18 protein-coding genes are annotated in these 24,020 nt (G+C 71.7%); 9 read left to right on the forward strand and 9 right to left on the reverse strand.

The window, feature by feature from the left end:
• Window positions 1-2: 2 nt before the first annotated feature.
• Window positions 3-1,598: a bifunctional UDP-N-acetylglucosamine diphosphorylase/glucosamine-1-phosphate N-acetyltransferase GlmU gene (gene glmU, locus I847_RS0118320; protein WP_028050842.1), complete on the forward strand. Its 1,596-nt coding sequence runs from the start codon at window positions 3-5 to the stop codon at window positions 1,596-1,598.
• Window positions 1,595-2,578, forward strand: coding sequence for a ribose-phosphate diphosphokinase (locus I847_RS0118325; RefSeq protein ID WP_028050843.1), 984 nt, complete (start codon window positions 1,595-1,597; stop codon window positions 2,576-2,578). The genes glmU and I847_RS0118325 overlap by 4 nt, the downstream gene beginning before the upstream one ends.
• A gap of 6 nt (window positions 2,579-2,584) precedes the next feature.
• Here the strand turns inward: I847_RS0118325 and I847_RS0118330 are convergent, their stop codons facing one another.
• On the reverse strand, window positions 2,585-3,463 hold the full coding sequence (locus tag I847_RS0118330) for a hypothetical protein (RefSeq protein ID WP_028050844.1): 879 nt from the start codon (window positions 3,461-3,463) through the stop codon (window positions 2,585-2,587).
• Between the two features lie 377 nt (window positions 3,464-3,840).
• Here I847_RS0118330 and I847_RS0118335 point away from each other — a divergent pair, with 377 nt between their 5' ends.
• From I847_RS0118335 to I847_RS0118345, 3 genes are all read left to right on the forward strand, one after another.
• Complete coding sequence (locus I847_RS0118335) at window positions 3,841-4,464, forward strand: 50S ribosomal protein L25/general stress protein Ctc (RefSeq protein WP_028050845.1); 624 nt, start codon at window positions 3,841-3,843, stop codon at window positions 4,462-4,464.
• Between the two features lie 107 nt (window positions 4,465-4,571).
• Window positions 4,572-5,174, forward strand: coding sequence for an aminoacyl-tRNA hydrolase (gene pth, locus I847_RS0118340; protein WP_028050846.1), 603 nt, complete (start codon window positions 4,572-4,574; stop codon window positions 5,172-5,174).
• Between the two features lie 115 nt (window positions 5,175-5,289).
• On the forward strand, window positions 5,290-6,816 hold the full coding sequence (locus I847_RS0118345; RefSeq protein ID WP_028050847.1) for a sugar transferase: 1,527 nt from the start codon (window positions 5,290-5,292) through the stop codon (window positions 6,814-6,816).
• Between the two features lie 255 nt (window positions 6,817-7,071).
• Here I847_RS0118345 and I847_RS26365 read toward each other — a convergent pair whose 3' ends face one another.
• A complete protein-coding gene (locus tag I847_RS26365) occupies window positions 7,072-8,310 on the reverse strand; it encodes an oligosaccharide flippase family protein (protein ID WP_028050848.1) in 1,239 nt (412 codons plus the stop codon).
• A 196-nt stretch (window positions 8,311-8,506) separates the two neighbouring features.
• On the opposite strand from I847_RS26365, the gene I847_RS0118355 reads away from it, so the two are divergent.
• The 3 genes from I847_RS0118355 (at window position 8,507) to I847_RS0118365 (ending at window position 12,662) form a co-directional block, all read left to right on the forward strand.
• A complete protein-coding gene (locus tag I847_RS0118355) occupies window positions 8,507-9,874 on the forward strand; it encodes an O-antigen ligase (RefSeq protein WP_028050849.1) in 1,368 nt (455 codons plus the stop codon).
• Between the two features lie 19 nt (window positions 9,875-9,893).
• On the forward strand, window positions 9,894-10,904 hold the full coding sequence (locus I847_RS0118360; RefSeq protein ID WP_051275053.1) for a hypothetical protein: 1,011 nt from the start codon (window positions 9,894-9,896) through the stop codon (window positions 10,902-10,904).
• Window positions 10,905-11,024: 120 nt separating this feature from the next.
• Window positions 11,025-12,662, forward strand: coding sequence for a polysaccharide biosynthesis tyrosine autokinase (locus I847_RS0118365; protein WP_028050851.1), 1,638 nt, complete (start codon window positions 11,025-11,027; stop codon window positions 12,660-12,662).
• A 44-nt stretch (window positions 12,663-12,706) separates the two neighbouring features.
• On the opposite strand, the gene I847_RS0118370 is transcribed toward I847_RS0118365, so the two are convergent.
• The 6 genes from I847_RS0118370 to I847_RS0118395 form a co-directional block, all read right to left on the reverse strand.
• Window positions 12,707-14,155, reverse strand: coding sequence for a lipopolysaccharide biosynthesis protein (locus I847_RS0118370; RefSeq protein WP_028050852.1), 1,449 nt, complete (start codon window positions 14,153-14,155; stop codon window positions 12,707-12,709).
• Complete coding sequence (locus I847_RS0118375; protein WP_028050853.1) at window positions 14,152-15,210, reverse strand: polysaccharide pyruvyl transferase family protein; 1,059 nt, start codon at window positions 15,208-15,210, stop codon at window positions 14,152-14,154. The genes I847_RS0118370 and I847_RS0118375 overlap by 4 nt, the downstream gene beginning before the upstream one ends.
• Window positions 15,207-16,532 (reverse strand): O-antigen ligase, encoded by a 1,326-nt coding sequence (locus tag I847_RS0118380; protein WP_028050854.1) that lies wholly within the window; start codon window positions 16,530-16,532, stop codon window positions 15,207-15,209. The genes I847_RS0118375 and I847_RS0118380 overlap by 4 nt, the downstream gene beginning before the upstream one ends.
• A complete protein-coding gene (locus I847_RS25965) occupies window positions 16,529-17,353 on the reverse strand; it encodes a glycosyltransferase family A protein (protein ID WP_231384280.1) in 825 nt (274 codons plus the stop codon). The genes I847_RS0118380 and I847_RS25965 overlap by 4 nt, the downstream gene beginning before the upstream one ends.
• Window positions 17,354-17,433: 80 nt before the next feature.
• Complete coding sequence (locus tag I847_RS24790) at window positions 17,434-18,231, reverse strand: WecB/TagA/CpsF family glycosyltransferase (protein WP_051275054.1); 798 nt, start codon at window positions 18,229-18,231, stop codon at window positions 17,434-17,436.
• The gene (locus I847_RS0118395; RefSeq protein ID WP_155856224.1) at window positions 18,221-19,420 is read right to left on the reverse strand and encodes a glycosyltransferase family 4 protein; all 1,200 of its coding nucleotides are present in this window, start codon (window positions 19,418-19,420) and stop codon (window positions 18,221-18,223) included. Before I847_RS0118395 ends, I847_RS24790 begins: the two co-directional genes overlap by 11 nt.
• Before the next feature lie 399 nt (window positions 19,421-19,819).
• On the opposite strand from I847_RS0118395, the gene I847_RS0118400 reads away from it, so the two are divergent.
• The gene (locus tag I847_RS0118400) at window positions 19,820-21,424 is read left to right on the forward strand and encodes a hypothetical protein (protein WP_155856225.1); all 1,605 of its coding nucleotides are present in this window, start codon (window positions 19,820-19,822) and stop codon (window positions 21,422-21,424) included.
• 316 nt (window positions 21,425-21,740) lie between these two features.
• Here I847_RS0118400 and I847_RS0118405 read toward each other — a convergent pair whose 3' ends face one another.
• Window positions 21,741-23,672: a hypothetical protein gene (locus I847_RS0118405; protein ID WP_155856226.1), complete on the reverse strand. Its 1,932-nt coding sequence runs from the start codon at window positions 23,670-23,672 to the stop codon at window positions 21,741-21,743.
• Between the last annotated feature and the right edge of the window lie 348 nt (window positions 23,673-24,020).

The following is a 24,020-nucleotide window of genomic DNA, read 5'->3' on the forward strand; positions in this document are numbered from 1 at the left end:
AGGTGACGTTCCCCCGCCCGGCCGCCGTTGTCGTCCTCGCCGCCGGTGAAGGGACCCGGATGCGCTCGGCGACACCCAAGGTCCTGCACACGCTGGCCGGTCGCAGCATGCTGGGTCACGCACTGGCCACGGCACGCGCGCTCGACCCCGGTCGGGTGCTCGTCGTCGTCCGGCACGAACGTGAGCTGGTCGCCGCGCACGTGACCGAGGTCGACCCGCAGGCGCTGATCGTGGACCAGGACCACATCCCGGGCACAGGTCGTGCGGTGCAGGTCGCCATGACGGGTCTCGACGCCGCCGCACAGGCTGACGCGGCGGGCGACGGGACGATCGGCTCGGCCACGAACGCCCAGGTGGCGGGTGCTGTCGTCGTCATCGCGGGCGACGTCCCCCTGCTCGACGCGGCCACGCTGCACGAGCTCCTGGAGGCGCACCACGCGGACGGCAACGCGGTCACCGTGCTCACCACGGAGGTCGCGGACCCCACGGGCTACGGCCGCATCCTGCGCGAGCCCGGCACGGGTGACGTGCTCGGCATCGTCGAGGAGAAGGACGCCACCGACGAGCAGCGGACCGTCGCGGAGATCAACTCCAGCATCTACGTGTTCGACGCGGGCGTGCTTCGCGGTGCGCTCGGCCGGCTCGGGCGCGACAACGCCCAGGGCGAGGTCTACCTGACGGACGTGCTGGCGATCGCGCGGACCGACGGCGGTCACGTGCGGGCGCTGCGCACGGACGACCCGATCCTGGTCGAGGGCGTGAACGACCGCGTCCAGCTCGCGGTCCTGCGTGCGGAGATGAACCGTCGCATCCTCGAGGACTGGATGCGCGACGGCGTCACGGTGGTCGACCCGGCCACCACCTGGGTGGACGTGGACGTCGAGCTCGAGCGCGACGTGACGATCCTGCCCGGGACGCAGCTGCACGGCGCGACGGTCGTCCGCGAGGGCGCGACGGTCGGCCCGGACACCACGTTGACCGACGTCGAGGTGGGTCCGCGCGCATCGGTGGTCCGCACGCACGGGAATCTCGCCGTGATCGGCGCGGGTGCCAGCGTGGGTCCGTTCGCCTACCTGCGCCCTGGCACGGTCCTCGGAGCAGACGGCAAGATCGGCACGTTCGTCGAGACGAAGAACGCGCAGATCGGCACGGGCTCCAAGGTGCCGCACCTCTCCTACGTCGGGGACGCGACGATCGGCGAGCACACGAACATCGGTGCCGCCTCCGTGACCGTCAACTACGACGGCGTCAACAAGCACCACACGACGATCGGCTCGTACGCCCGGACGGGCGCCGACAACATGTTCGTCGCTCCCGTCTCCGTCGGCGACGGCGCCTACACGGGAGCCGGCAGCGTCATCCGCCGCGACGTGCCCTCCGGCGCCCTCGCCGTGAGCGCCGGCGCGCAGCGCAACATCGAGGGCTGGGTGGCACGGTCTCGTGCCGGCACCCCGGCTGCGGCCGCCGTCGTCCGCCCGCGCGACGACCTCTCGCCCCAAGCGCGTGCGGAGCGTGACCGGGCTGCGACCGCCGCCGGGTCGACCGCCCCGACACCGCCGCCCGTCCTGCCCTCCGACCCGAAGGACTCCGCACGATGACCGGGATCATCTCCACGGACGGCGAGAAGCGACTGGTGCTGCTCTCCGGCCGCGCCCACACGGACCTGGCCAACAACGTGGCCTCCCACCTGGGCATCGAGCTGCTGCCGACCACCGCGTACGAGTTCGCGAACGGCGAGATCTACACCCGGTTCGGAGAGTCGGTGCGCGGCGCGGACACGTTCGTCCTGCAGTCGCACGCGTCGCCGATCAACACGTGGATCATGGAGCAGCTGCTCATGGTCGACGCGCTCAAGCGGGCCTCCGCCAAGACGATCACCGTCGTCGCACCGTTCTACGGCTACGCCCGTCAGGACAAGAAGCACCGCGGCCGCGAACCGATCTCGGCGCGCCTCATGGCCGACCTGTTCAAGACGGCCGGCGCCGACCGCCTCATGAGCGTCGACCTGCACGCAGCCCAGATCCAGGGCTTCTTCGACGGACCGGTGGACCACCTGTGGGCCATGCCGATCCTCACGGACTACGTGCGCAGCCGCGTCGACACCTCCAACGTCACGGTCGTCTCGCCCGACGCCGGCCGCATCCGGGTCGCCGAGCAGTGGGCCGCGAAGCTGGGCGGGGGGCCGCTGGCGTTCGTGCACAAGACGCGCGACATCCGCAGCCCGAACAAGACGGTCGCCAACCGTGTCGTCGGTGACGTCGAGGGTCGCAGCTGCGTGCTCGTCGACGACCTCATCGACACCGCCGGCACGATCGCCGGTGCGGTGCGGGTGATCCTCGACGCGGGCGCCAAGGACGTGATCGTCGCCGCGACCCACGGCGTGCTGTCCGACCCGGCCGCCGAGCGGCTGCAGGGCTGCGGTGCCCGCGAGGTCGTCATCACGGACACGCTCCCGATCGCCGACGAGCGCCGCTTCCCCAAGCTGACGGTGCTGTCCATCGCGCCCTTGATCGCCCGCGCCATCCGCGAGGTCTTCGACGACGGCTCGGTCACGTCCCTGTTCGACGGGCAGGCCTGAGCTCGGTCACGTCCCTGTTCGGGGCGTGAGCTCGGACACGTCCACCGCGAGGATCAGGTCCTCGATCTCGGGTTGCGTCGGTGTCGTCGCGACGCGTGCGAAACCCGCCGGCGTGCGTCGGTAGAGCCCGCCTGCCGGGGGGCGGCCCGGGTCGCGGGTGTGGTCGACGATGAAGAAGTGCCCGTCGTCCGCCAACGAGGCGTGCACGGCCCGCAGGGCGCGGCTCAGGTCGGCGTCGTCGAAGTAGAAGCGGCGCAGCAGGTTCCCGACCTTGATGACGTCCGGGCGCTCGCCCGCCCAGGTCTCGAAGACGTCGTGCTCGCGGTACGTGACGCGCGGGTCGGTGCGCATCCTGGCCCGCACCTGCGGGTTCAGGAGCGTGGTCAGCTGCTGCGGCTGCTTGCGGCCGCGCCTGACGAGCGGCGCGTACAGGGCCGCGACCGTGCGCGAGAGCTCGGGCCACGCGAGGAACCGCCTGCCGGCGACCAGGATCGACGTCTGGTGCTTGTCGAACAGGAACAGGTGCTTCGCGGTGCGGGCCCAGGGGACCTCGATGTAGAGGTCGCTGATCGTGTACGAGGCGAACTCGGGCAGCGCGTCGATCAGGTCCATCGAGGTGGAGCCGTCCGACGCCCCGATGTCGACGATGCGCGCCCCGGCCAGGTCGACGTTGTCCAGCAGCAGAGGGTCGATGTCGAGGTGCCGGCCTGCGGCGGTGATCTTGATCGTCCCGCCGATGTGGATGCCGAGCATCACCGAGCGGTAGTCCTCCGGCGAGGCGTCGTCGTCGACGAGCACCGCCGGATCCGTGTAGAAGAAGCGGTGCGCGCGCCGCTCCAGCCATCGCGGCCATCCACCTCGGACCAGTCGGATCGGCAGCAGCATGCCGTGAGAGTACCGAGAGGTTCGGCACGTGAGGTTTCCGGTCTGCGTCGGAATGGGTGAATCTGAACGAGGTCTCGACGCGGCTGAGTTGCGCAGTGGCGCCGGCCGCGACCCCGGGGGTTGGGTGAGGGCCTCCGGCTCGGGTAGTCTCTTCAGGTTGCCTCGGCGAGGGACGAAGGACGGTCGAACGGTTCGGCGCTCAGGCGGCGGGCCAGCAAGGCCCCTGAGCTCCGTGATCGACTGGGCGAGCCGCCTCCGCGTGCCCGTCCTGCGTCCCGCGTCGAGGCCACCACTTCTGTCACCGCGGCACGTCGCCGCCTCACCTTGTTCCGACCACGCCCGCGACCACTGCGCGGGCGCCTACTCCCGGAGTCACCGTGTCTGAGATCAAGCTCGTCGCCACCACCCGTTCCGAGTTCGGCAAGGGCGCCGCGCGCCGCCTGCGCCGCGCCGACCAGGTCCCCGCCGTCCTGTACGGGCACGGCTCCGACCCGCTGCACGTGGCGCTGCCGGGCCACGAGACGATGCTCGCCGTCAAGCACGCCAACGCGCTGTTCGCCATCGAGCTCGACGGCCAGACCACGCTGGCGATCACGAAGGACGTCCAGCGCGACGTCGTGAAGAACACCATCGAGCACGTCGACCTGCTCATCGTGAAGCGTGGCGAGAAGGTCGCCGTCGACATCCCCGTCACGGTCGTCGGTGAGTCCTACCCCGGCACCATCCACGTCGTCGAGACGCAGACGCTGTCGCTCGAGGCCGACGCGACGGCACTGCCCAGCGAGGTCCAGGTCTCCATCGAGGGTCTGGTCGGCGGCTCGTCGGTCACGGCCGGCGAGATCACGCTGCCCGAGGGCACCACCCTGCTCTCGGACCCCGACCTGACCGTCGTCGCGATCAGCGTCCCGCACGCCTCCGCCGACGACCTCGCCGCCGAGGCCGCCGCCTCGGAGATCGCCGCGTCGCAGTCGGCCGCGAGCGCCGCTGCAGCCGAGGCCTGACGCAGGCCGACCTCGGGCACCGAGGCCTGAGCCTCCGCCCGACGCCCGGTACCGTTTCTGACGGTGCCGGGCGTCGTGCTTGCCCGACGATGCCCGAAGGAGGCGACATGACCGACGGACCCTGGCTGGTCGTGGGCCTCGGCAACCCCGGCGCCCAGTACGCCGGCAACCGCCACAACGTCGGGCAGATGGTGCTGGACGAGCTGGCCCGGCGCACGGGCTCCACGTGGAAGGCCGCCGGACGCGCGCAGGCGGTCGCGGCCGAGGGCCGGCTGGGCGTCCTGCCCGGCGGGGTCCCGGGTCCTCGGGTGGTGCTGGCGAAGCCCACGACCTACATGAACGTGTCGGGCGGCCCGGTCTCGGCGCTCGCGCAGTACTACGACGTGCCCGTCGAGCGGACGATCCTGGTGCACGACGAGCTCGACATCCCGTTCGCCGACGTCCGTCTCAAGCGCGGCGGGGGCGAAGGCGGCCACAACGGGCTGCGCGACACCACCAAGGCGCTCGGCAGCAAGGACTACGTGCGGGTGCGCGTGGGCGTCGGTCGTCCGCCCGGGCGCATGGACGCCGCCGACTTCGTCCTGCGCGACTTCGCCAAGGTCGAGCTCAAGGAGCTTGCGTGGCTCGTCGACCGGGCGGCGGACGCGGTCGAGGCCGCCGTCGTGAAGGGCCTCGAGGCGGCCCAGCTGGAGTTCCACACCCGGACGTGACGACAGGCGTCCTCGGGTGAATCGCGGGTGAAAACCGGACAGAACGTACCAGAAGGTACCTTTCCCCCGTATACCCTCCAAACATCCCAATGGTGCTTGGACGTGTGGGGGAACGATGACGCTGACAGCCGACGGCACGGGCCGGTGGACTGAACACGGCGCCGACCGTCGTCGCGAGGCGACCGAACCCCGGCGGTCGTGGGCATCGTCCGAACCGTTCATCGTCCGCAGCACCATCGACAACTCCGAGCAGGGTGCGGCGGGCCGCTGGGCGGCCGTCGGGATCGACTACTCGCGGGCGGCCGTCGTCGCGGACGCTGCCTGCGCCTTCGTCGTCTCCGTGCTCGCGCTCCTTCCCACGCTCGGCCCGAAACCCCTCACGTTCGTGCTCGGTGCCGCAGGCGCCGTGGTGTTCGTCCTTCTCGTGCTGTGCTGGGGCGGCTACCGCAGCTCGAGCCTCGGGGACGGGCCGACGGAGTTCCAGGCCGTCATCCGGGGCGGATTGAGCCTCGGCGCCCTGCTGGTCGTGCTCGAGTTCTCGCTGCACGTCCCCGTGCCGCGGGTCGTCGTCCTGATCGGGATCCCCGTGCTGCTGCTGGTGGCGTGCGGCGACCGGTACTGGCGGCGCAACCGGCTGCACAAGTCGCGCGAGCTGGGCGTCGGGATGCGGCGCACGCTCGTGGTGGGCGACCTGGACTCCTGCGACCACATCGTCCACGACCTCAAGGGCGCTCCCCACCACGGTTACCTCACGATCGGGGTCTGCCTGCCCGAGATCTCGACGTCGGACGTGCACGACGTCCCGGTCCTGGGGGGCATCGCGGACGTCGTGCAGATCGTGTCGGACCGTGCCGTGGAGACGGTGGTCGTCGCCGGTTCGGTCCTGAGCGGCGATGCGCTGCGGCGTCTCTCGTGGGCCCTCGGCCGAGCCGGGGCGCAGCTCGTCGTCGCCCCCGACATCATCGAGGTGTCCTCTCCTCGGCTCACCGTGCGCCCGACCGCCGGCCTGTCGCTGCTCGAGGTCGAGCTCGCGGCGCCGAAGAGCCGGATGGTCGCGAAGTCCGTGCTGGACCGCACCGTCGGACTCCTGATGCTGCTCGTGGCAACGCCGGTGATCGCGATCGCCGCCATCGCCATCAAGGCGGGCTCGTCCGGTGGCGTGTTCTACAAGCAGCCGCGCGTCGGCCGTGACGGCACCACGTTCACCATGTGGAAGCTGCGCACGATGTACGCGAACGCCGACGACCAGCGCCACCACCTCCTGGACAGCAGCGACTGCGACGGCGTGATGTTCAAGATGCGTGAGGACCCGCGCGTGACGAAGGCCGGGCGGTTGCTCCGCCGGTACTCCCTCGACGAGCTGCCGCAGCTCTGGAACGTCGTCCGCGGCGACATGTCGTTGGTCGGTCCGCGGCCGCCACTGGTCTCCGAGGTCGAGGCGTACTCCGACCCTGTCGGTCGTCGGCTGCACGTCCGGCCGGGCCTCACGGGGCTCTGGCAGGTCAGCGGCCGCTCGGACCTGAGCTGGGACGAGTCGGTGCGACTGGACCTGCGCTACGTCGACAACTGGTCGGTCACGATGGACCTGATGATCCTCTGGAAGACGGGTCGCGCCGTGCTGCGCGGCTCCGGGGCCTACTGACCGCTGCACTCGCTCCTCAGGAACGGCCCCGCCCGGCACGTGCGCGCCGGCGGGGCCGTTCCTCGTGCGTCGCCAGCCCGCCGCCCGCGCCGGCGCGCACACCCACGGGCCGGGCGCCCTTCGTGCGTCAGGAGCTCGTGCGTACGCCGTGCTGCGCCGGGCATTCCTCGGGGGTAGCGCGTCCGTCGTGCGCACGGCGTTCTCGGCCGTCGCTCGCACCGGGACGCCTCGCGGTTGCGAGCGTGGCACCCGAGCTCACCCCGTGGCGTCGACCGCACCCGCGCTCGTGGCGCTCGCGCTCTGGGTGGCTCTGGGCTCGGCGCCCAGCGTCAGCCGCACGGTGACGACCAGGACGACCGCCTGCAGGGCGAACGTCGACGACAGTCCGATCGCGGCACCGACGCTGCCGCCGAGGAGGGCGCCGACGACGATGTCGACGAGGAGCAGGACGGCGAAGACGACGCTGCTCACGGCGCCGAGACGGGCCCGCCCCTGACCCTGGAGCAGGGCGAGCAGGGGGACGGTCAGCGCGAAGAAGGGCATGCCCACCAGCAACCACCGCAGGATCGGTGCCGAGGAGGCGTAGTCCTGCCCCATCACCAGGGTCAGGAGCGGCCCGGCGAAGATCATCAGCGGCAGGACGACGACGAACGACGTGGCGCAGGCCAGCACGAGCGGCCGGACCAGCCGTCGCGAGTCCGTCGCGTCGAGTCGCGCGGACCGGGGCAGGACGAGCGAGGCGATCGTCTGCGGCACCAGGAGGGCCGGCTGGACGAGCTTCGACGCCGCCGCGTAGCCGCCGGCAGCCGCCGGGCCGACCACGGCCGCGACCAGGGCCGTGTCCAGCATGCGCACCTGCCCGGACAGCGTCGTCCACATGTACGGGGAGCCGTCCCGGATGAGCGCGCGGGCCGCCACGGTTCCCCGTTCGGGGTGGCGCACGATGCGACGGGTGAGCCACTGGGCGCTCACCGCGCCGAAGAAGGTCGCCACGGCGTAGGACCAGATCGGGTCGAACCCGGCGGTGAGGCCCACCACCAGGAGGACGACCGCGACCACCCGGCGCAGGAGGATCGGCCAGGTCGAGAGAGTCACCTGGCCGTCTGCGATCGGGACGTTGAGAGCGGCGTCGGACGTGCGCTCGATGACCAGAGCCATGGCGATCAGGGCGATGGCGAGCGGTACCCCGCCGACGGCCAGCGACCAGGCGACGACGAACAGCGTGATCGCGAACGCGGTGATGAAGCCGGACCACACGGTCAGCCTGATCGCCGACGCGACGGCGTCGTGGTCAGCCTGTGCGTGCGCGCGCGAGATCACCCCGGCCATCCCCGCGCCGGTCAGCACCAGGAGCACGCCCACGACACCCGTGAACGCGGTGACGAGCCCGAACGTGCTCGCGGTGACCGACCGCGCGAGCAGCCCGAAGAGCACCGCTTGCATGACGGCGGCGAACCCTCGGGACCCGAGCAGCACGACGAACTGACGCTTCACGGGGACCCTTGATCGGTGAGACGACGAGCGGAAGACCCCAGCATCGCGTCCCGGGACGCGTGAGGCGAGCCTTCTCCGCCGATCCGGCGGGTGATCATGGGACGATATGGCCCGGTTCGGGCCTGCACGACGTAGGTTTGGCCGCGGGATCCGACGACGCCCCGAACCGCCACCGACGGATGCCGAGGAGGAACCGATGGCCGCGCTCGCACCGCGCGTGCTCACCGCGCGTTCCGTCCGGGTGGAGTCGTGGGTCATCGTGCTCGGGTGCGCCGCGCTGGTGCTGCTCGTCGCGAAGCTCGTCGCCGGAGGATACGCACCGCAGTACGTCCTGGCGCTCGCGGCGCTGCCCGCGTTCGTGGCGGTCGGCTACCGTTTCGGGTTCGCGCTGCTCGCCGCCGCGGTCATCATCCGTCCGCTGATCGACACCGCCGGGATCCCTGGCGCGACGAGCGGGCTCGCGATCACCGTGATCATGCTGGGTGCGCTGTGCGCGGTGCACGATGTGCGGGCCCTGATCCTGCTGACCCTGGCCGCCGGTGCCCTCGTCGCGCCGGCGATGCTCGGGCGTGAGGCCTGGGGCGCGGTCGCCATCGGTGAGGCGCTGCGTCTGTTCAGCGTCGTCGCCGTCGTGTCGATCACGCTCGTCGTGCCCGGCCGCGTGACCCGGGCGGGTACAGCGCGCATCGTCCAGCTCTCCGCGACCATCCCGGCGTTCGTCGCCCTCGTGCAGGCCGCGACCGGCACCGGCACGACGATCGGCGAGGTCGAGCGGTCCTCGGGCACGCTCTCGCAGGCCAACCCGGCGGCGTTCTACTTCACGGTCGCCGCCATCTGCTCGCTGGTCCTCGTCTTCGAGGGCAGACATCCCCGGTACGACGCCGTGGCGCTCGTCGCCTTCGCCGGGGCGATCGTCACTACCGGCAGCATCACGGGCCTGCTGACCTTCGTGGCGGGGATCGTCGTGTACGTCTGGCTGGCCCGGGGGCTCTTCTCGAAGGCTATGGCGACCATCACGACCGCCCTGCTGATCCTGCTCACGGCAGCGCTCCTCTCCCCGGTGGGGCAGGGGCGCATCGCCGAGTACACCGTGCCGGCCGGACCCGAAGCCGAGGGCAACTCGCTGCTGTGGCGCTACGCGGCGTGGGACAAGATCCTCGACGTCTGGAAGCACCATCCGGTGACCGGGCTCGGCTTCGGCGCCACGTTGCCGGGCGGCATCCTCGCGACGAACATCGCGCACAACGAGTACATCTGGATCCTTGCCGAGATGGGCCTGATCGGGCTGGTGGTCGTGATCGGGATCCTCACGGCGTACCTCGGACTGCTCCGCCGCTTCGTGCGTCGAGGAGCGTCGCGCATGGGCTGGGCTCTGGCCGTGACGCTCCTGGTGGCGACGGGACTCGACGCGACGGCCGACAACACGCTCCACTTCACGCCGTCCCTGTATGTGCTCGCGATCCTGCTCGCCACCGTCTGGCGGTGCGCGAGCCAGGAGTGCGCGGCCGTCGAGGCGGAGTCCCCACCGCTCGACGTCCCGGAGGTGGCCGTTGCTCGACCGTGAGACCAGGCCCCTGCGGGTCATGGAGGTGCTCGATCCTCCCGACTCGACGACGCGGTACGTGGACCAGGTGGTCTCTCGGTTGCCGGACTGGATCGAGGTCGTCTACTTCACCTGGCGACGCGCGCTGCTCACCAGGTACGACGTGCTGCACGTCCACTGGCCGGAGCGCCTGCTGCGCGGCGGTGGCCGGGTCAAGACGTGGGCGAACAGAGCCGCGTTCGTCCTGCTCGTCGTGCGGGCTCGGCTGCTGCGGGTCGCCCTCGTGCGCACGGAGCACAACCTGCGGCCCCACGAGGCCGGAGGCGGAGTGGAGGACCGGCTGATCGACTGGTTCCGGTCCCGGTCGACCGCGGTGATCCGGCTCAACGACGCGACGCCGGCGGAGCCCGAGCGGCTCGACCGGTTGATCAGGCACGGCGACTACCGCGAGGCCCTCGCCGCGCACCCACGGGCCGAGCAGGTGCCGGGCCGACTCCTCTACTTCGGCATCATCCGCGAGTACAAGGGCGTCGAGGGCCTGCTCGACGTCTTCACCGCCCTCCCGGACCAGAGCCTGACCCTTTCGGTGGTCGGCCGGCCGTCGTCGGCCCGGTGGCACGACATGGTCGTCTCGGCCTCGGCTGCCGACCCGCGGATCACCAGCAGGCTGGCGTTCGTCCCCGACGACGTGCTCGTCGCCGAGGTCACCGCCGCCGAGCTCGTCGTCCTGCCCTACCTCGAGATGCACAACTCGGGAACGGTGCTCGTCGCGCTCTCGCTGGACCGCACGGTCCTCGCTCCACGGAGCCCCGCCAACGAGGAGCTGGCAGCCGAGGTGGGCAGTGGATGGTTGTGCCTCTACGACGGGCCGCTCACCGAGCAGGTGCTGCTCGACGCGCTCGCGAGCACCCGCCGGAGGGCATCGGCCGGCGGACGCCCGGAATTGGTCGGCCGCGACTGGGATACCGTCGGCGACCTGCACGCGCAGGTCTATCGCGACGCGGTGCGGCGAGCCCGCGGTCACGTGGCCGTCGCGGGAGGCAACGGATGAAGTTCGAGCACTCTCCCGGGACTCCTCAGAACCGGTCTGTAACATCGGATGTCTGGCTGACGGCGGCTGTGGCCTCGTCGCCATGCTGACTCGACTGCGGCCGAGGAGAAGGGTGGGCACGTGGATCTGCGCGAACTGCTCGGACTGATCAAGCGACGGTGGCTGCCGATCGTCCTCATGGTGGCGCTCGGTGGAGCCGCCGCGATCGGCTTCACCCAGAACCAGCAGAAGCTCTACACGGCGCAGGCGATCCTCCTGGTCCAGCCCGGAAGCGGCGCGACCACCTCCGACCTCAACGACGGTGCGGTGTTCGTCGCACGCGTCGTCCAGACGTACGCGAACCTCGCCCGGACACCGGTCGTCCTGGACCCGGTGGGCGAGAAGCTGGGCCTGGGCAACGGTGGGAGCCTGGCCGCGCACGTCACGGCCTCGATCACCTCCGGCACCACGTTCCTGACCGTCCGCGCGACGTGGAGCAATCCCGAGACCGCAGCGGCGCTGGCCAACGGGGTCGCCGACCAGCTCGACGTCGCGGTCTCCGACATCGCGCCCCGGCAGGGCGGCAACGCCGCGCTCGTGGTCAGCACGATCACACCGGCGACGCCTCCGTCGAAGCCGTCGTCGCCGGACCTGATGGCCAACCTCGCCGTCGGCCTCCTCGGGGGGCTCGTCGTGGGACTCGGGTACGTCCTGCTGGTCTCGGCGCTCGACGTCCGGGTCCGCACCGCCTCCGACGTCCGCCGGATCACGTCCGTCCCGGTCCTCGGCGAGATCGCGAAGCGCGGTCGCCCGTCGAAGTCGACGATCGCTCGCACCAACCCGTGGGCAGAGGACTACCGGCGGGTGCGCACCAACCTGCGACTGCTGGACGTCGACGAGCGCGCCTCGACGATCGTCGTCACGTCGTGCACGTCGGGGGAGGGTGCCGTACACGTCGCCTTCAGCCTGGCGCGCACCGCGGTGGAGGGCGGCCTGCGCGTCGCCCTCGTCGAGGCGGACCTGCGTTCACCGAGCCTCGCGCGGTCGTTGGGCCTGGTCGGCGGGCTCGGACTGGGTGATGTGCTGACCCTGGGCGCGGAGTTCGGGGACGTCCTGGAGGACGTCGACGGGGTCGACGTCCTGCACGCCGGCGCGCAGGTGCGCAACCCCGGCGACCTCATCACCTCCGTGCGGATGACCGAGCTCGTCCAGGCGCTCGCGGAGCGGTACGAGCTCGTCGTGATCGCCACCCCGCCCCTGCTCGCGGTGACCGACGGTGCCGCCGTCGGTGCTGCCGCCGAGGGTGTCGTCCTCGTGGTCGGACGCCCGAAGATCACGCGTGACCAGCTCGGTGAGGCGGTCACCGCGTTGAAGATGGCTGGTGCGCGACTTCTCGGCATCGTCATCAACGACGCATCCGACGAGACCCCGACCCGGCTGCCGGTTCGGGGCGCCCGCTCCGGCCGGTCGTATGCGGCGCAGTTCGAGCCTGTTCCGACGGCGGCGCCGTCGCCCGAGGCCTCCTCCGAGGCGCCCTCGCCCGAAGCCCCGTCCGCGGAGCTCGCGCCCGACGCGTCCTCCCAGGAGTCGTCGCCCGAGGCCTCGCCGCACGAGTCGTCGACAGCGGCCTCGTCCCCGGGGTCGTCGACCGAGCTCGTGGCGGACTCTGCGCCCGAGGAACGGCGGGCCGACGCCGGGTCCGAGCCGGAGGACGGCGCACCCCGGCTGGAGGGCCAGGACGACGCGCTGACTCCGTGGGCAGGCGCGTCCGCGCCCTGACCCTGGCGCACGGCTCACGCTGACCGGGTCGGTCGGCGTGGCCGTCAGTGCTGGGTGACGAGCCGCACCGTGCGGACGATGGTCGCCGCGTCACGTCGCACCGGCGGTGTCAGGGCACCCACCACGAGGACGGCCAGTACCGCGGCCAGGAGGCCTGCGGCGATCTGCGCCAGGGGGCCGTCGACCAGGTGCGCGGCGCCCCACGCCGCAAGCCCGGCGGGGAGCGCGACGCCCAGGACCGCTGTCGCCGCCGTGGAGAACAGGGCGCCGACACCGACGCCGGTCGAGCGACCCACGGCGACGAGCGACGCGATCCAGTAGAAGATGTTGGCGACGAGCCCACCGACGGCGACGCCCACGCCGCCCCACGGCACGCCTCCGACGATCAGGACGACCATCACCGGCTGCGTCCACAGCTGCAGCCGGAACAGCGCGGCGGTGTGGGCGGTCGCCAGGTAGGCCCAGTACGCGATCTGCGAGATGGATCGGAAGAGCCCGCCGAGGGCGAGGATCGCGAACATCGGCGCCACCTCGGTCCACTGCTTGCCGAGGACCACCAGGATCAGCGGCTGGGCCAGCGCGGCGGCGACGACGAGGGCCGGTGCCGTGACGTAGCACGCGACGAGCTGGGCGCGCTTGAGCCCCGCGGTGAGCGCCGACCGGTCCTCGTGCACCCGGGAGAGCACGGGTACGGCCACGTTGGTGAGCGGCGCGTTGATCTGGTTGATCGGCACCATGACGAGCATGTAGGCCCGCGAGTAGAGGCCCAGCTCCTGCGGACCCCAGCGTGCGCCGATCGCGATGTTGTCCACGTTGCGGGTCAGGTAGTTGAGCAGCTGGGCGCCGAGGACCCCGCCGCCGAACCTGAAGAAGCGGGCGATCGAGACCGAGCGCCGGTACCACCCCGGGGCCCACCGACCGCACAGCACGGTGAACGCGAGCGTGACCGCCGCAGCGACCAGCTGCTGGGCGACGAGCGCCCAGTAGCCGGCACCGGCGACCGCGAGCCCGATCGCCGCCAGGATGCCGCTGGCCGGGCCGACGAGGTCGGCGAAGGCCACCGCCGTGAATCTCAGGTTTCGGGCCAGGTCGGCGCGGTACTGGGTCGTCATCCCCGAGAGCACGAACACCGCGGCCAGCGGGGGGACGAGCCGCGCGAGCGTCGGCTCGTCGTAGATCCGGACGATCAGCGGTGTCAGGGCGAGCGCCAGGAGGGCGCACGCGGTGCCGAGCCCGGTGTTGGCCCAGAACAGGTTGCCGCGCTCGGCCCGCGACACGTCCTTGGCCTGGATCGAGGCGAGGGAGAGGCCGAAGTCGCGGATGAGCTCGGCGACGCCGATGATCGCGGTGACCATGGCGACCAGCCCGAACGCGGACGGTGTGAGCAGGCGGGCGAGCACGATGACCGAGCCGAACTGCAGAACGATCCGGCCGATCTGCACGCCGACGGTCACTGCCGTGCCGCGCGCAGCCGCTCCTGCGAGTCGACTCATCGGGCGAAGAGGTCGAGCAGGCGGCCGCGCACGGCGGCGAGGCGGCTGCCGGCCGTGTCCGCGCACCCCAGCACCTCCGCGCGGCGCTCGAGCAGGTCGTGCACGCGCGAGATGTCGCCGGCGACGTCGTCTCCTGCGACGAACGCGGCTCCGGTGACGCCGACCGCACTCAGGGTCCGGTCGAGCTTGGCGACGGAGTCGGTTCCGAGCCCGACCGGCACCGCCCCCTCGGTGTGCCCCATGACGACGGCGTGCAGCCGGTCGCTCACCACGAGCGCGCTGCGCCGGTAGACGCTGCGGACCTGGACCTCGACGTCGGCGTGCGCCGTGCCGGTCCAGTCGACGAGGTCCCCGTCGAGCAGCCGTGCGAGGTCGGCTGCACGCGGCCGGTCCCTTTCGACCTGCGCGATGGCGACGATGCGCAGCCCGCGGTCGTCGGCGACCGCCCGGACCGTCTTGAGCCACGCAGCGCTGGGCGCGGGTCGGTCGAACCGCAGCGACACCGCGAGCACGTCCCGCCCGGACGTGGGCAGCTCCGCGACCCCGTCAGGCGCCGCTGGTCCGGCGGCGTACGCCCAGTCCGGCGCCACGGTCCCGGTCCCCACCCAGTCGCGGGAGGCGGCGTCGCGCCAGGTGACCAGCTCGCACGGCGCGAGCGACAACCGCATCACGCGCGCCCAGAACCTGTCCTCGGAGCGCAGCCCGAAGCCGAGGTGGACGGCATGACCGCCGCGCAGGCGGTTCAGGACGAGAAGCGGGGCCAGCCGGGCGTAGGTGACACCCCACCCCCGCGTGAGCTGCGCCTCGCCCGCGTTGTAGGCGAACCCGCAGCCCCTGCGCGTCTGCGACGCGACGAGCGAACGCCACTCCCCGCTCGAGCTGACCACCTCGTCGCTGTCGTGCAGCCCGAGTCCGCTGGCGTAGTCGGGCGTCGAGCCGCGCAGGCCCACGACGAGCTCGCCGAGGGGACGGAGGGCGTCGAGCAGGCCCCGGCGCAGCACGGAGTCACCGATGTTGTCGACCTGACCTTCGGCCGAGACGAGGACACGCGTCATCCACGGGCCCCGGTCGGCGCGTGTCCCGCGTCGGCGGTCGCCCGCGCGGCAGCCGCGGCCGCGTTCGGCCGACCCATCGCCAGGACCAGCAGCAGGGCGACGAGCGCGAACGGGTGGTACATCTCCCGGTCCACGAAGCCGAGCGGCACCTCGAACGTCGCGGTGACGAGCAGGGCGACCAGCATCATCGTCGGAGCGATGTCGTGGTTCGCGCACCGCACAGCGCGGACGATCGCCCAGACGACGACCGCCGCGCACAGGGCGAACATCACGATCCCGCCCGTCACGAGCAGCTGCACGGTCTGGTTGTGCGCGTGGTAGGCGAATCCGCCGAGGTCGCCCGTGGTGGCGGCGACGTCCCAGTAGTACCGCGGCCCAGCGCCGAGCCAAGGTGCGTCGCGCCAGGTGTGGAGCCCGTCGATCCAGTACGTCCCCCGGTTGGTGAAGGCCGTCGGGGACCGCGTGACGAACGGGAGGAGGACGGCGATCGAGCCGGCGCCCGCGAGCACGAGCGCGGAGAACGCATCCCGCCAGCGCTCCGTGAGCCGCATGAGGAGGCCGACGATGATGCTGAGCGAGGCCGCCAGCACGGCTGTGCGCGACGCCGTCCACAGGAGCGCCACCCCGGTGAGCGCGACCCCGGCGGCGGCGATCCAGCGCCGTCGGATCAGGGCGACCGCAGGCAGGCCGATGGACAGTGCGACGCCGAGGTTGTTGCCGGTCGGGTAGACGCCGGCGAGGATCCCGAGGCTGGTGAGCGGCTTCTCGTCGGAGAGCTCCTGCGGACGGAGGTACCGGCCGGCGTCGGGATCGAACAGGCCCATCAGGATGCTGAGCGCCGCGAGGGTGACCGTGACCCATCCCAGCGCGCCGACGGCCCGCCGGCCCGGTCGCATCATCGTCAGCGCGCACACGACGAACGGGAAGAGGAGCACGACGCGGAACAGCTGCTGGCTGTGCGCCCACGACCCGAGGATCGCGACCAGCCAGGCCACCAGCAGCAGGCCCGCCGGGCCGAGCACGTCGCGCCAGTTGCGCCGGAACAGCCAGATCACGAGCAGGCTCGCCGCGAGGATCAGGACGTTGCCGGCCGTCGCCGACAGTGACTGCAGGTGGGAGCTGGCGGCAACGCCCTCGGTGATGGGCCGGAAGGCCTTCACACCCTGGAAGGAGTCGACGACGTGGGGCGTGAGGTAGCCGACGGCCACCGCGATGACGTAGCCGGGCTCGATCCAGTGGTCCAGGAGCGACCGCGCCGCCGAGGTGGAGGTCCCGGTGATGGGTCGCGTGACTCCTGCGTCGCCGAACGTCGCGGCGCTCATCGCGCCGGCCTCCGGTCGCCCGGCAGGGCCAGGACGCCCCGTCCGAGGGCTGTCAGGCCGGTCCACCAGACGCGCTTCAGCGCCGACGGTGCGCACCTGCGCCGGATCCCCGCCACGATCGTCCCGATGCGGACGCGGTCGCGCCACGTCATCAGCGACCGGTGCTTGCGGTAGTAGGTGAGGACGCCCTGGGCGCGAGCCTCGGTCTTGTCGGTGAGCTGCGCGCCGTCGTGGATGCGATTCTGGAGCGTCACGACGGGCACGGTGCGATAGGTCGTCCGCCGTTCGAGGAGCCGGACCAGCAGGTCCTGGTCGTTGGAGACCCGCAGCGTCGGGTCGAAGCCACCGACCGCCCGGAACGTCTCGGTCCGGATGAGGAAGTTGCTGCCGACGAAGCCGGGGTTGCGGGAGACGACGTCGGCGGTGCCCAGGCCGTCAGCCATCCGCGCGAACGTCCACGTCGGGTCGTCCGCGCTCGTCCACGACACCGCGAGCTCGACGCCCGACTCGAGCTGTGCAGCCAGGCGTTCGAGGTGGTCGGGTCGCCACAGGTCGTCGTCGTCCAGGAACGCGAGCACGTCGCCGCGTGCGACGGCCGCGCCGGCGTTCCGGGATGCGCCGGCGGTCCGGTACCCCGTGCCGGAGCTGTCGAGGTACGAGACCAGACCGTCGGTCCGCTCCGCCCACTGCGCGACGAGGTCCCGCGTGGACGCCGAGCCGAGGTCGTCGCAGACGACGACCTCGAGAGCGTGCAACGACTGGCCGACGACCGAGGCGATCGCCTCGGACAGGAGGTCGTCGCGCGCATGCGTGGGAATCACGACCGTCACGGTCGCCACCGGGAGCGCGACAGGCTCCCCGGTGTCCACACTCTCCTTGGTCAACTGGCCCCCATCTCCGATCAACTGGCGCCCCGCAGCGCGGCGAGCGCTGATCGCCCTGCAATCACGATGAACAGCGGGCCACGTTGGAGATACCGCTTGGCCAGACGTCTCGGCTCCTGACCCAGACGATAGAGCCATTCCGCGCCGACGGCCTGGACCGCGCGCGGAGCACGTGACTTGACCCCGGCGGCGAAGTCGACGGCCGCGCCGGCGCCGATGTAGAGGGCGGGCGGCAGCTTGTCCCGCCACTGGGCGATCCACACGTCCTGCTTGGGAGACCCCAGGCAGACGAAGACGACGTCCGGCCGTGCGGCCGTCAGGGCGTCGATCACCTCGGCACCCGCCGGGTCGTCGGGAGCGCTGATCTTCGGGAACGGCACGGACGTCACGTCGGCCTTGTAGGTCGAGGCGAGGTGCTCGACCGCCTGCTCGGACACCCCCGGCGCGCCGCCGGTGACTACGACGCGCCATCCGCGGGTCGCGGCGTGCGCGATCGTCGTCGGGAGCAGGTCCGCGCCCGTCAGACGACGCAGGCCCCGTGCGCCGAGCGCGCGACCCAGCATGACCAGCGGCGTACCGTCGACGATCCGCAGGTCCGCTGCGGCGAACGCCGCCATCAGCTCCGCGTTGTCACGCAGGTTGACCGTCTGGTCGACGTTCGGCGTCATGACGGCGTACGCCCGGGTGGCGGGCAGCAGGTCGTCGATGTGGTCCAGCAACGCGCCGAAGTCGCCCGTGAACAGCTCGTGACCGGCGAGGTACGCACGTTGATCGGCGTCGACGGTCAGGAGGACGTCCGCCTTGTCACGTGACATCGACACCGGAGCCCCGAAGGATGCGCTGGACGATGACGGGCGCGCTGAGGGTCTCCACCGAGCGGCGTGCCGTCTCGCGGGAGAGCGCGGACGCCTGCAGCACGGCCCGCGCCAGCTCGCCGGGGTCGCGCGAGACGACGTAGCCGTTCTCGTCGGCAGCCACGAGGTCGCCCGTGTCGCTCCCCGTGGTCACGACCGCAGGCAGCCCGGACGCCAGCGCCTCGACGAGGACCCGGGGGTGCCCCTCGTAGCCCGGGACGGACGTCATGAGGAAGACCCCCGAGGACGAGAGCACGCGCCCCACCTCGGTCGGCGAGACGGCTCCTGACAGCTCGACTCGCGAGCGCACAGCCTCGGGCAGGGCGGCGCGACGCTGGCTGAGCTGGTCGGCGAGCGTGCCGGAGCCCAGGACGACCAGCCGCCAGGCACGGTCGGGGTCCAGGGCGACGAGCGCCTCGAGGACGTCGACCGCGAGCAACGGGTCCTTGGGTGGCTCGAGGCGCCCGACCCACACGACGCGGTCCGGGTCGTCCGGCTCGTTCGTCCACCTGACGAGGTCCGGCTCGTACCAGTTCGGGGAGAAGACGACGTTGGGCTCCGTGGCGCCGAGGCGCTCGGCATACTCGGGGTTGAAGACGACGACGTCGCGCGACGCCCGGACCGCCGAGCGCTCCATCGCGGCGTGCACGCGGGGGGCCCTGCGCCAGAACGAGTCGGTCGCTCCGCTGGTCAGCCCGTTCTCCTGCGTGTGCACGAAGTAGGTCATCGGGACGTGCCGCAGCAGCGTGTGGGCGCTCCACGCGGTGTCCGCGCGGTGCACGTGCAGCGACTCAGCCCGGGGGAGCGAGCGCCGGTGGCGAGCGAGTCCGGCGACGAGTCGGATCGAGTGGGGCAGCACGCGGCGCTGGTTGCTCGCATCGAGCTCGGCCACCGGCAGGAACCACACCGTGCGGCCGTCGAGGTCGTAGCACTCCCACCGACCGACGGCGCGACCGGGCCCCGCCCGGGCGATCACGCCGGCGACCGCGGTGACCTCGTCGACCGGTCCGAACCGCAGGATCCCTCGGATGACGCCGTCGATTCCGCCCGGGACGGGGTGTGAGATGTCTATCTGGTGGACAACGAGGCGCTGAACTTGTGAAGGAATCGTGCCCGGGACGGGGAGCCGTACGGGGTCGACGGACGACATCTGCACCTCCGGGCTCGACGCGGTCTGGAGTGGCGTCCGGATCGATTCATCCGAGAGGGTGACGGACCGCTGACCGGCGGCTTCCCTCCCGACGCACGTCGTGGAGCCGTGGCGAGACGCTACCAGCGCGGTCCCGGAACAGGGTCCGTTCTGACCCGATTTCGCCCGTTCGGTCCCAGGTGAACTCCGGGTCCTCGAACGGCTCGCCGACCCGGTCAACCCCGCGACGATGTGATCTTGGACACGGGAATTTCATCCGATCCTCGATACAGTTCACCCGCTCGGCCCATCAGGTCGTATGTCCGTCTTGCCGCTAATGCTGCATCGGACCGAGATGTCGATCGGTATCTCGGTCGTCCCTGGCCAAGACGTGTTGGCTTTTCTGCAGCTGGAGGTCCCGTGGTTTCTCGTCCAGTCCATGCCCGCACTGTCGCCACCATCGTCGGCGTCGCTCTCGCCGTCGGCGGGTCTGCCGCCGTGCTCGTCACGGCGGATCCGGTGGCCGCCTCGGCATCGGCTGCCTCGGCTCCGCGATACGCGGACCGGCTCCTGCCGGGTGAGCGGATCACTGTCGGGCAGTCCCTCGTCGCCCAAGGTGGTCAGTACAGGCTCACCGTCGAGGCGAACGGAGCCGCCGCGATCCGCACGATGTCCGGCGCCGCCCTCTGGATCACCAAGGCCGCCGGCGCCGGTGCCTACCTGACGCTCCGCGCGGACGGGAAGGTGATCCTGTACTCCCAGAGCAACGTGCCGATCTGGTACAACGCCGTGCAGGGCGCGAACAGCGTCCTCGTCATGCAGAACACCGGTCACCTCGTGGAGTACGTGGGCACGGTGGCCAAGTGGAACACCACCCGCAAGGCCTGGGGTCCCGTCCTGGTGCTGCCCGCCCCCCCGGCGGCGACGGGCACGACGACGCCCCCACCGACGACGACGCCCAAGCCCGTCGTGACGCCCACGCCCACGCCGACGCCCAAGCCGACGCCGACGGTGACCGCGCCTCCCGTGGTCGCTCCCCCCGCCACCACGCCGCCGCCGGTCGTGGTGACGCCCGCTCCTCCCGTCGCACCCGCGCCGGCGCCCGCACCGCCCGTCGTCGCAGCGCCCGCACCGGCCGTCACTCCCACAGGCAAGCGTGATGCTGCCCAATACCCCTTCGCCTCGAGCTCGCCGTGGAACACGGCCATCGGCTCGCACGCTGTCTTCGAGGGGGCGAGCGGCAGCCGCACGGCATCCCTCCTCAGCGGCAGCAAGCCCGTCGTCAACCGTGAGACGTGGTCGGTGTCGGTCAACCAGGCCAGCACGTCGGACCCGCTGGCCTCGCTGAACCTCATCCGCAACGGCATCACGTACTCGGCACGCATCCCGTCGGGTGCCGTGGCGACCGCAGGCGAGGACCGGCACGTCTCGATCATCCAGCCCGACCACGTCACGCTCTACGACACGTTCAAGGCGACGAAGCTCAGCAACACCTCCTGGAGCGCCCAGGTCGGCTTCCAGGTCGACCTGCGCGGCAGCGGCATCGGCCAGGGCACGCGCGCGGCCTACGTCCCGGCCGTTGCCGGACTGGTCCGCGCGCAGGAGCTCCAGAACAAGAGCATCAACCACGCCCTGGCGCTGGCCATCCCGGGGGAGATGCTCAAGTCGGGCTTCGTCTGGCCGGCCGCTCGCCAGGACAGCGACGGGGCCAGCACGTACAGCGGCGGCGTCCCGATGGGTTCGCTGTTCGCGATCCCGCCGTCCGTCGACGTCACCAAGCTCGGCCTCTCGCCGACCGGCCTCGCGCTGGCCAAGGCCCTGCAGAACTACGGCGCCTACGTCGTGGACCGCTCCGGGATGGTGACGCTGTACTGCGAGATGTCCTGCGACGACACGGGTACGACCGACCTGCGCAGGGCCTGGGGGGTGCTCGAGCCGCAGATCCGCGCGGTGACGAACAACTCGGCCGCGTCTGTCGGAGGTGGTGGAACGCCGCGCGTCGCGGCGCTTCCCTCCGCAGGGTGACCTGACGAGCGCCGTCGTCTGAACGGCGCCCGTGAATGACGACGGAGGCGCCTTCCCGGTGACGGGAGGGCGCCTCTGTCGTACCCCCGCTCACGGTCTGCGCTCGGCCGGCCCCTCGGACGTCGAGGGTCTGTGCCCAGACGCTCGGGGGAGGACGAAGCCGCGCGACCGGCCCCGGCAGGTCCCGGGAACAGCGCGTGGGCCCCGGGGGGGGAACCCCGGGACGCCCGCCCGACCGGCCCCGGCAGGTCCCGGGAACAGCGCGTGGGCGCCCGGGGAAACCCCCGGACGCCCACGGCGTGTGGTGCAGCGTCGGTCAGGAGACCGAGGCGAGCGGAGCGAGACGCGCCGCGCCGCCGCCACCGACGGTCGTGGCGGAGTTGTTCGTCACGGCACGCAGGTACGGGTACAGCGCCTTCCAGGCGTCCTTCGTCGCGAGGGACTTGGTCGCGTCGGCGGTCGGCTCGATGTAGAGCGCAGCCGTGCCGGAACGGTCGACGGTGTACGAACCGTAGTTCTGCAGCGCCTTCGCGAGCGCGAGGCCCTCGGAGGTGAGACCCAGCTTGGTGATGTCCACGTCGCCCGGGATCGCGAAGAGCGTGCCCATCGGGATCGTGCCGGAGTACGCCGTCGCCGAGTCGCTGTCCTCGCGGACCGCCGGCCACACGGGGCCGCGCTTGAGCGCGGTGTTCGTGAGCGCCATCGCGAGGGCGTGGTTGATCTCACCGGACTGGACCTCGTTCGCCCGGATCAGGCCGGCGATGCCGGGAACGCCTGCGGCGCGCACGCCGTAGCCGATGCCGCTGCCGGTCAGGTCCGAGTTCACGACGATCTGCGCGACGGACGACGTGTTCGAGACGTGCTGGAACTTGTACGTGTCCTTGGCGGTCTTGCCGTCGATCGAGATGAGGGTCACGTGTGCGTCCGTGCCACCGGTCGGGGCGGCGTTCGTCGGGATGTTGAGCGACTCCATGCTGCCGTTGCGCACGCCCTGCAGCGTCGACCAAGGGTCCGTCGCCTTGGCCTGGAACACGCCGATCGACCACTGGTCGCGGTTCACCGTGGGCTTGCTCTGCAGCAGGCCCTTCGTCATGGTGCCGGTGGCTGCCTCGAAGATCGCGCCGGAGCCGATGGGGGTGTTCCACGGGGAGCTCGAGGCGAACGGGTAGAGCGCGGTGTCGCGCTTCTCGGCCGGCGCGAGCAGGGTGAGCACCGGGGTGGAGATCGAGCGCGTGGTGTTCCACACGGCGGTCGTCCCGGAGTACGCGACGAGGTGCCCCGTGTCCTGGACCGCGACGGTCATGCGCGGGCCGGTTGTGGCGTTGTCCCAGACGACGACGCCTGCGGCGGAGTAGAGCGCGAGCTTGCCGTCGGTCCCGAGCGCGACGTACGCGCCGGCGCCGGCGGCCGGCGTCGAGAAGATGACGCCGCTGTCCGGCTTGAGCAGGGCGAGGGAGCCGTCGGCGCGGACGGTGAAGCGGTACTGGCCGTCCTGGGTCACGATCTGCTGCCCGATCGCGAGCCGCTCACCCGGGAGCATGCGGTCGCCGTACTTGGTCACACCGGACGCGACGTACAGCGGCGCGGTCGCGGCGGCGACAGGGGTGGGCGAAGCCGTCGGCGCGACGGGGCTGGGGGAGGCCGTGGGCGCGACGGGGGCGGGGGAGGCCGTGGGCGCGACGGGGGTGGGCGAGGCCGTCGGCGCGACGGGGGTCGGCGAAGCCTTCGGGGCGGGTGCGGGCTCGACCGGGGCGGGGAAGACGAGCACCGGGGCGCCCGTGCTGCGCGTGGTGTTCCACTTCGCCACGGTGCCGACGTACTCGACCAGGTGACCAGTGTTCTGCACCACGAGAGTCGCGTTCGCGCCGAGTGCGGCCGTGCTCCAGACGACGGTGCCCGCGGCGTTGTACAGGCCGAACGTGCCGTCGGTCCGCAGCGTGAGGTAGGCGCCGGTACCGGCGGCCTTCACCGACCAGATCACTCCGCCGTCCGGCTTGAGCAGCGCGGCCGAGCCGTCGGCGCGCACGGTCAGGCGGTACTGCCCGTCCTGGGAGACGATCTGCTGGCCGATGGCGAGCTTCTCGCCGGGAAGCAGCCGGTCTCCGTACTTCGTGACGCCGGTGGTCGCCACGTACGCGGGGACCGTGGCGGCGGAGGAGGTGGTGGCCACCGCGACCGACGCGCCACCGAGCAGAAGTGCAGTGGTGATGACCACCCCGACGAGACGAGGCTTGGCAAGAGAGCGCATGGCGAACTTCCTTCCGGCGCGACGGAGCGCGCCCAGATGGGTTGTGTGGGGAGCCACCCGGTTGCCCGGGCGCACGGCGTTCGGTGCCGTGGTGCGCTGGTTCGGGTTCCTGGCGCTGCCCCTTCGCGGGGGGAGCGGCGCCGGAGACCGACCTGCTCTCCGCGGCGCAGGCCGGTGGAGAGGCGCGTTTCGTCCTCAATGAACTCCGTTCGGACGCTTGTCCAAGTTGATGAGGGAAAGTCGGCGAGAAACGTCCGTCGATGTCGGATCCGTCCGCCGACGCGCGTCCGCAGGTAGGCCTCGGCCCGCGTGGAATGCCCGATCTCGAGCCACCGCCGGCATCGACCA

The organism is Cellulomonas sp. URHD0024, assembly GCF_000426185.1.
GTDB lineage: Bacteria > Actinomycetota > Actinomycetes > Actinomycetales > Cellulomonadaceae > Cellulomonas.

Excerpts from the sequence above, each read along its gene's own strand:
- I847_RS0118325 (WP_028050843.1), top strand. The coding sequence starts at position 1,595 with ATGACCGGGATCATCTCCACGGACGGCGAGAAGCGACTGGTGCTGCTC.
- I847_RS0118330 (WP_028050844.1), bottom strand. The coding sequence starts at position 3,463 with ATGCTGCTGCCGATCCGACTGGTCCGAGGTGGATGGCCGCGATGGCTG.
- pth (WP_028050846.1), top strand. The coding sequence starts at position 4,572 with ATGACCGACGGACCCTGGCTGGTCGTGGGCCTCGGCAACCCCGGCGCC.
- I847_RS0118345 (WP_028050847.1), top strand. The coding sequence starts at position 5,290 with ATGACGCTGACAGCCGACGGCACGGGCCGGTGGACTGAACACGGCGCC.
- I847_RS0118355 (WP_028050849.1), top strand. The coding sequence starts at position 8,507 with ATGGCCGCGCTCGCACCGCGCGTGCTCACCGCGCGTTCCGTCCGGGTG.
- I847_RS0118360 (WP_051275053.1), top strand. The coding sequence starts at position 9,894 with ATGGAGGTGCTCGATCCTCCCGACTCGACGACGCGGTACGTGGACCAG.
- I847_RS0118370 (WP_028050852.1), bottom strand. The coding sequence starts at position 14,155 with ATGAGTCGACTCGCAGGAGCGGCTGCGCGCGGCACGGCAGTGACCGTC.
- I847_RS0118375 (WP_028050853.1), bottom strand. The coding sequence starts at position 15,210 with ATGACGCGTGTCCTCGTCTCGGCCGAAGGTCAGGTCGACAACATCGGT.
- I847_RS0118380 (WP_028050854.1), bottom strand. The coding sequence starts at position 16,532 with ATGAGCGCCGCGACGTTCGGCGACGCAGGAGTCACGCGACCCATCACC.
- I847_RS24790 (WP_051275054.1), bottom strand. The coding sequence starts at position 18,231 with ATGTCACGTGACAAGGCGGACGTCCTCCTGACCGTCGACGCCGATCAA.
- I847_RS0118395 (WP_155856224.1), bottom strand. The coding sequence starts at position 19,420 with ATGTCGTCCGTCGACCCCGTACGGCTCCCCGTCCCGGGCACGATTCCT.
- I847_RS0118405 (WP_155856226.1), bottom strand. The coding sequence starts at position 23,672 with ATGCGCTCTCTTGCCAAGCCTCGTCTCGTCGGGGTGGTCATCACCACT.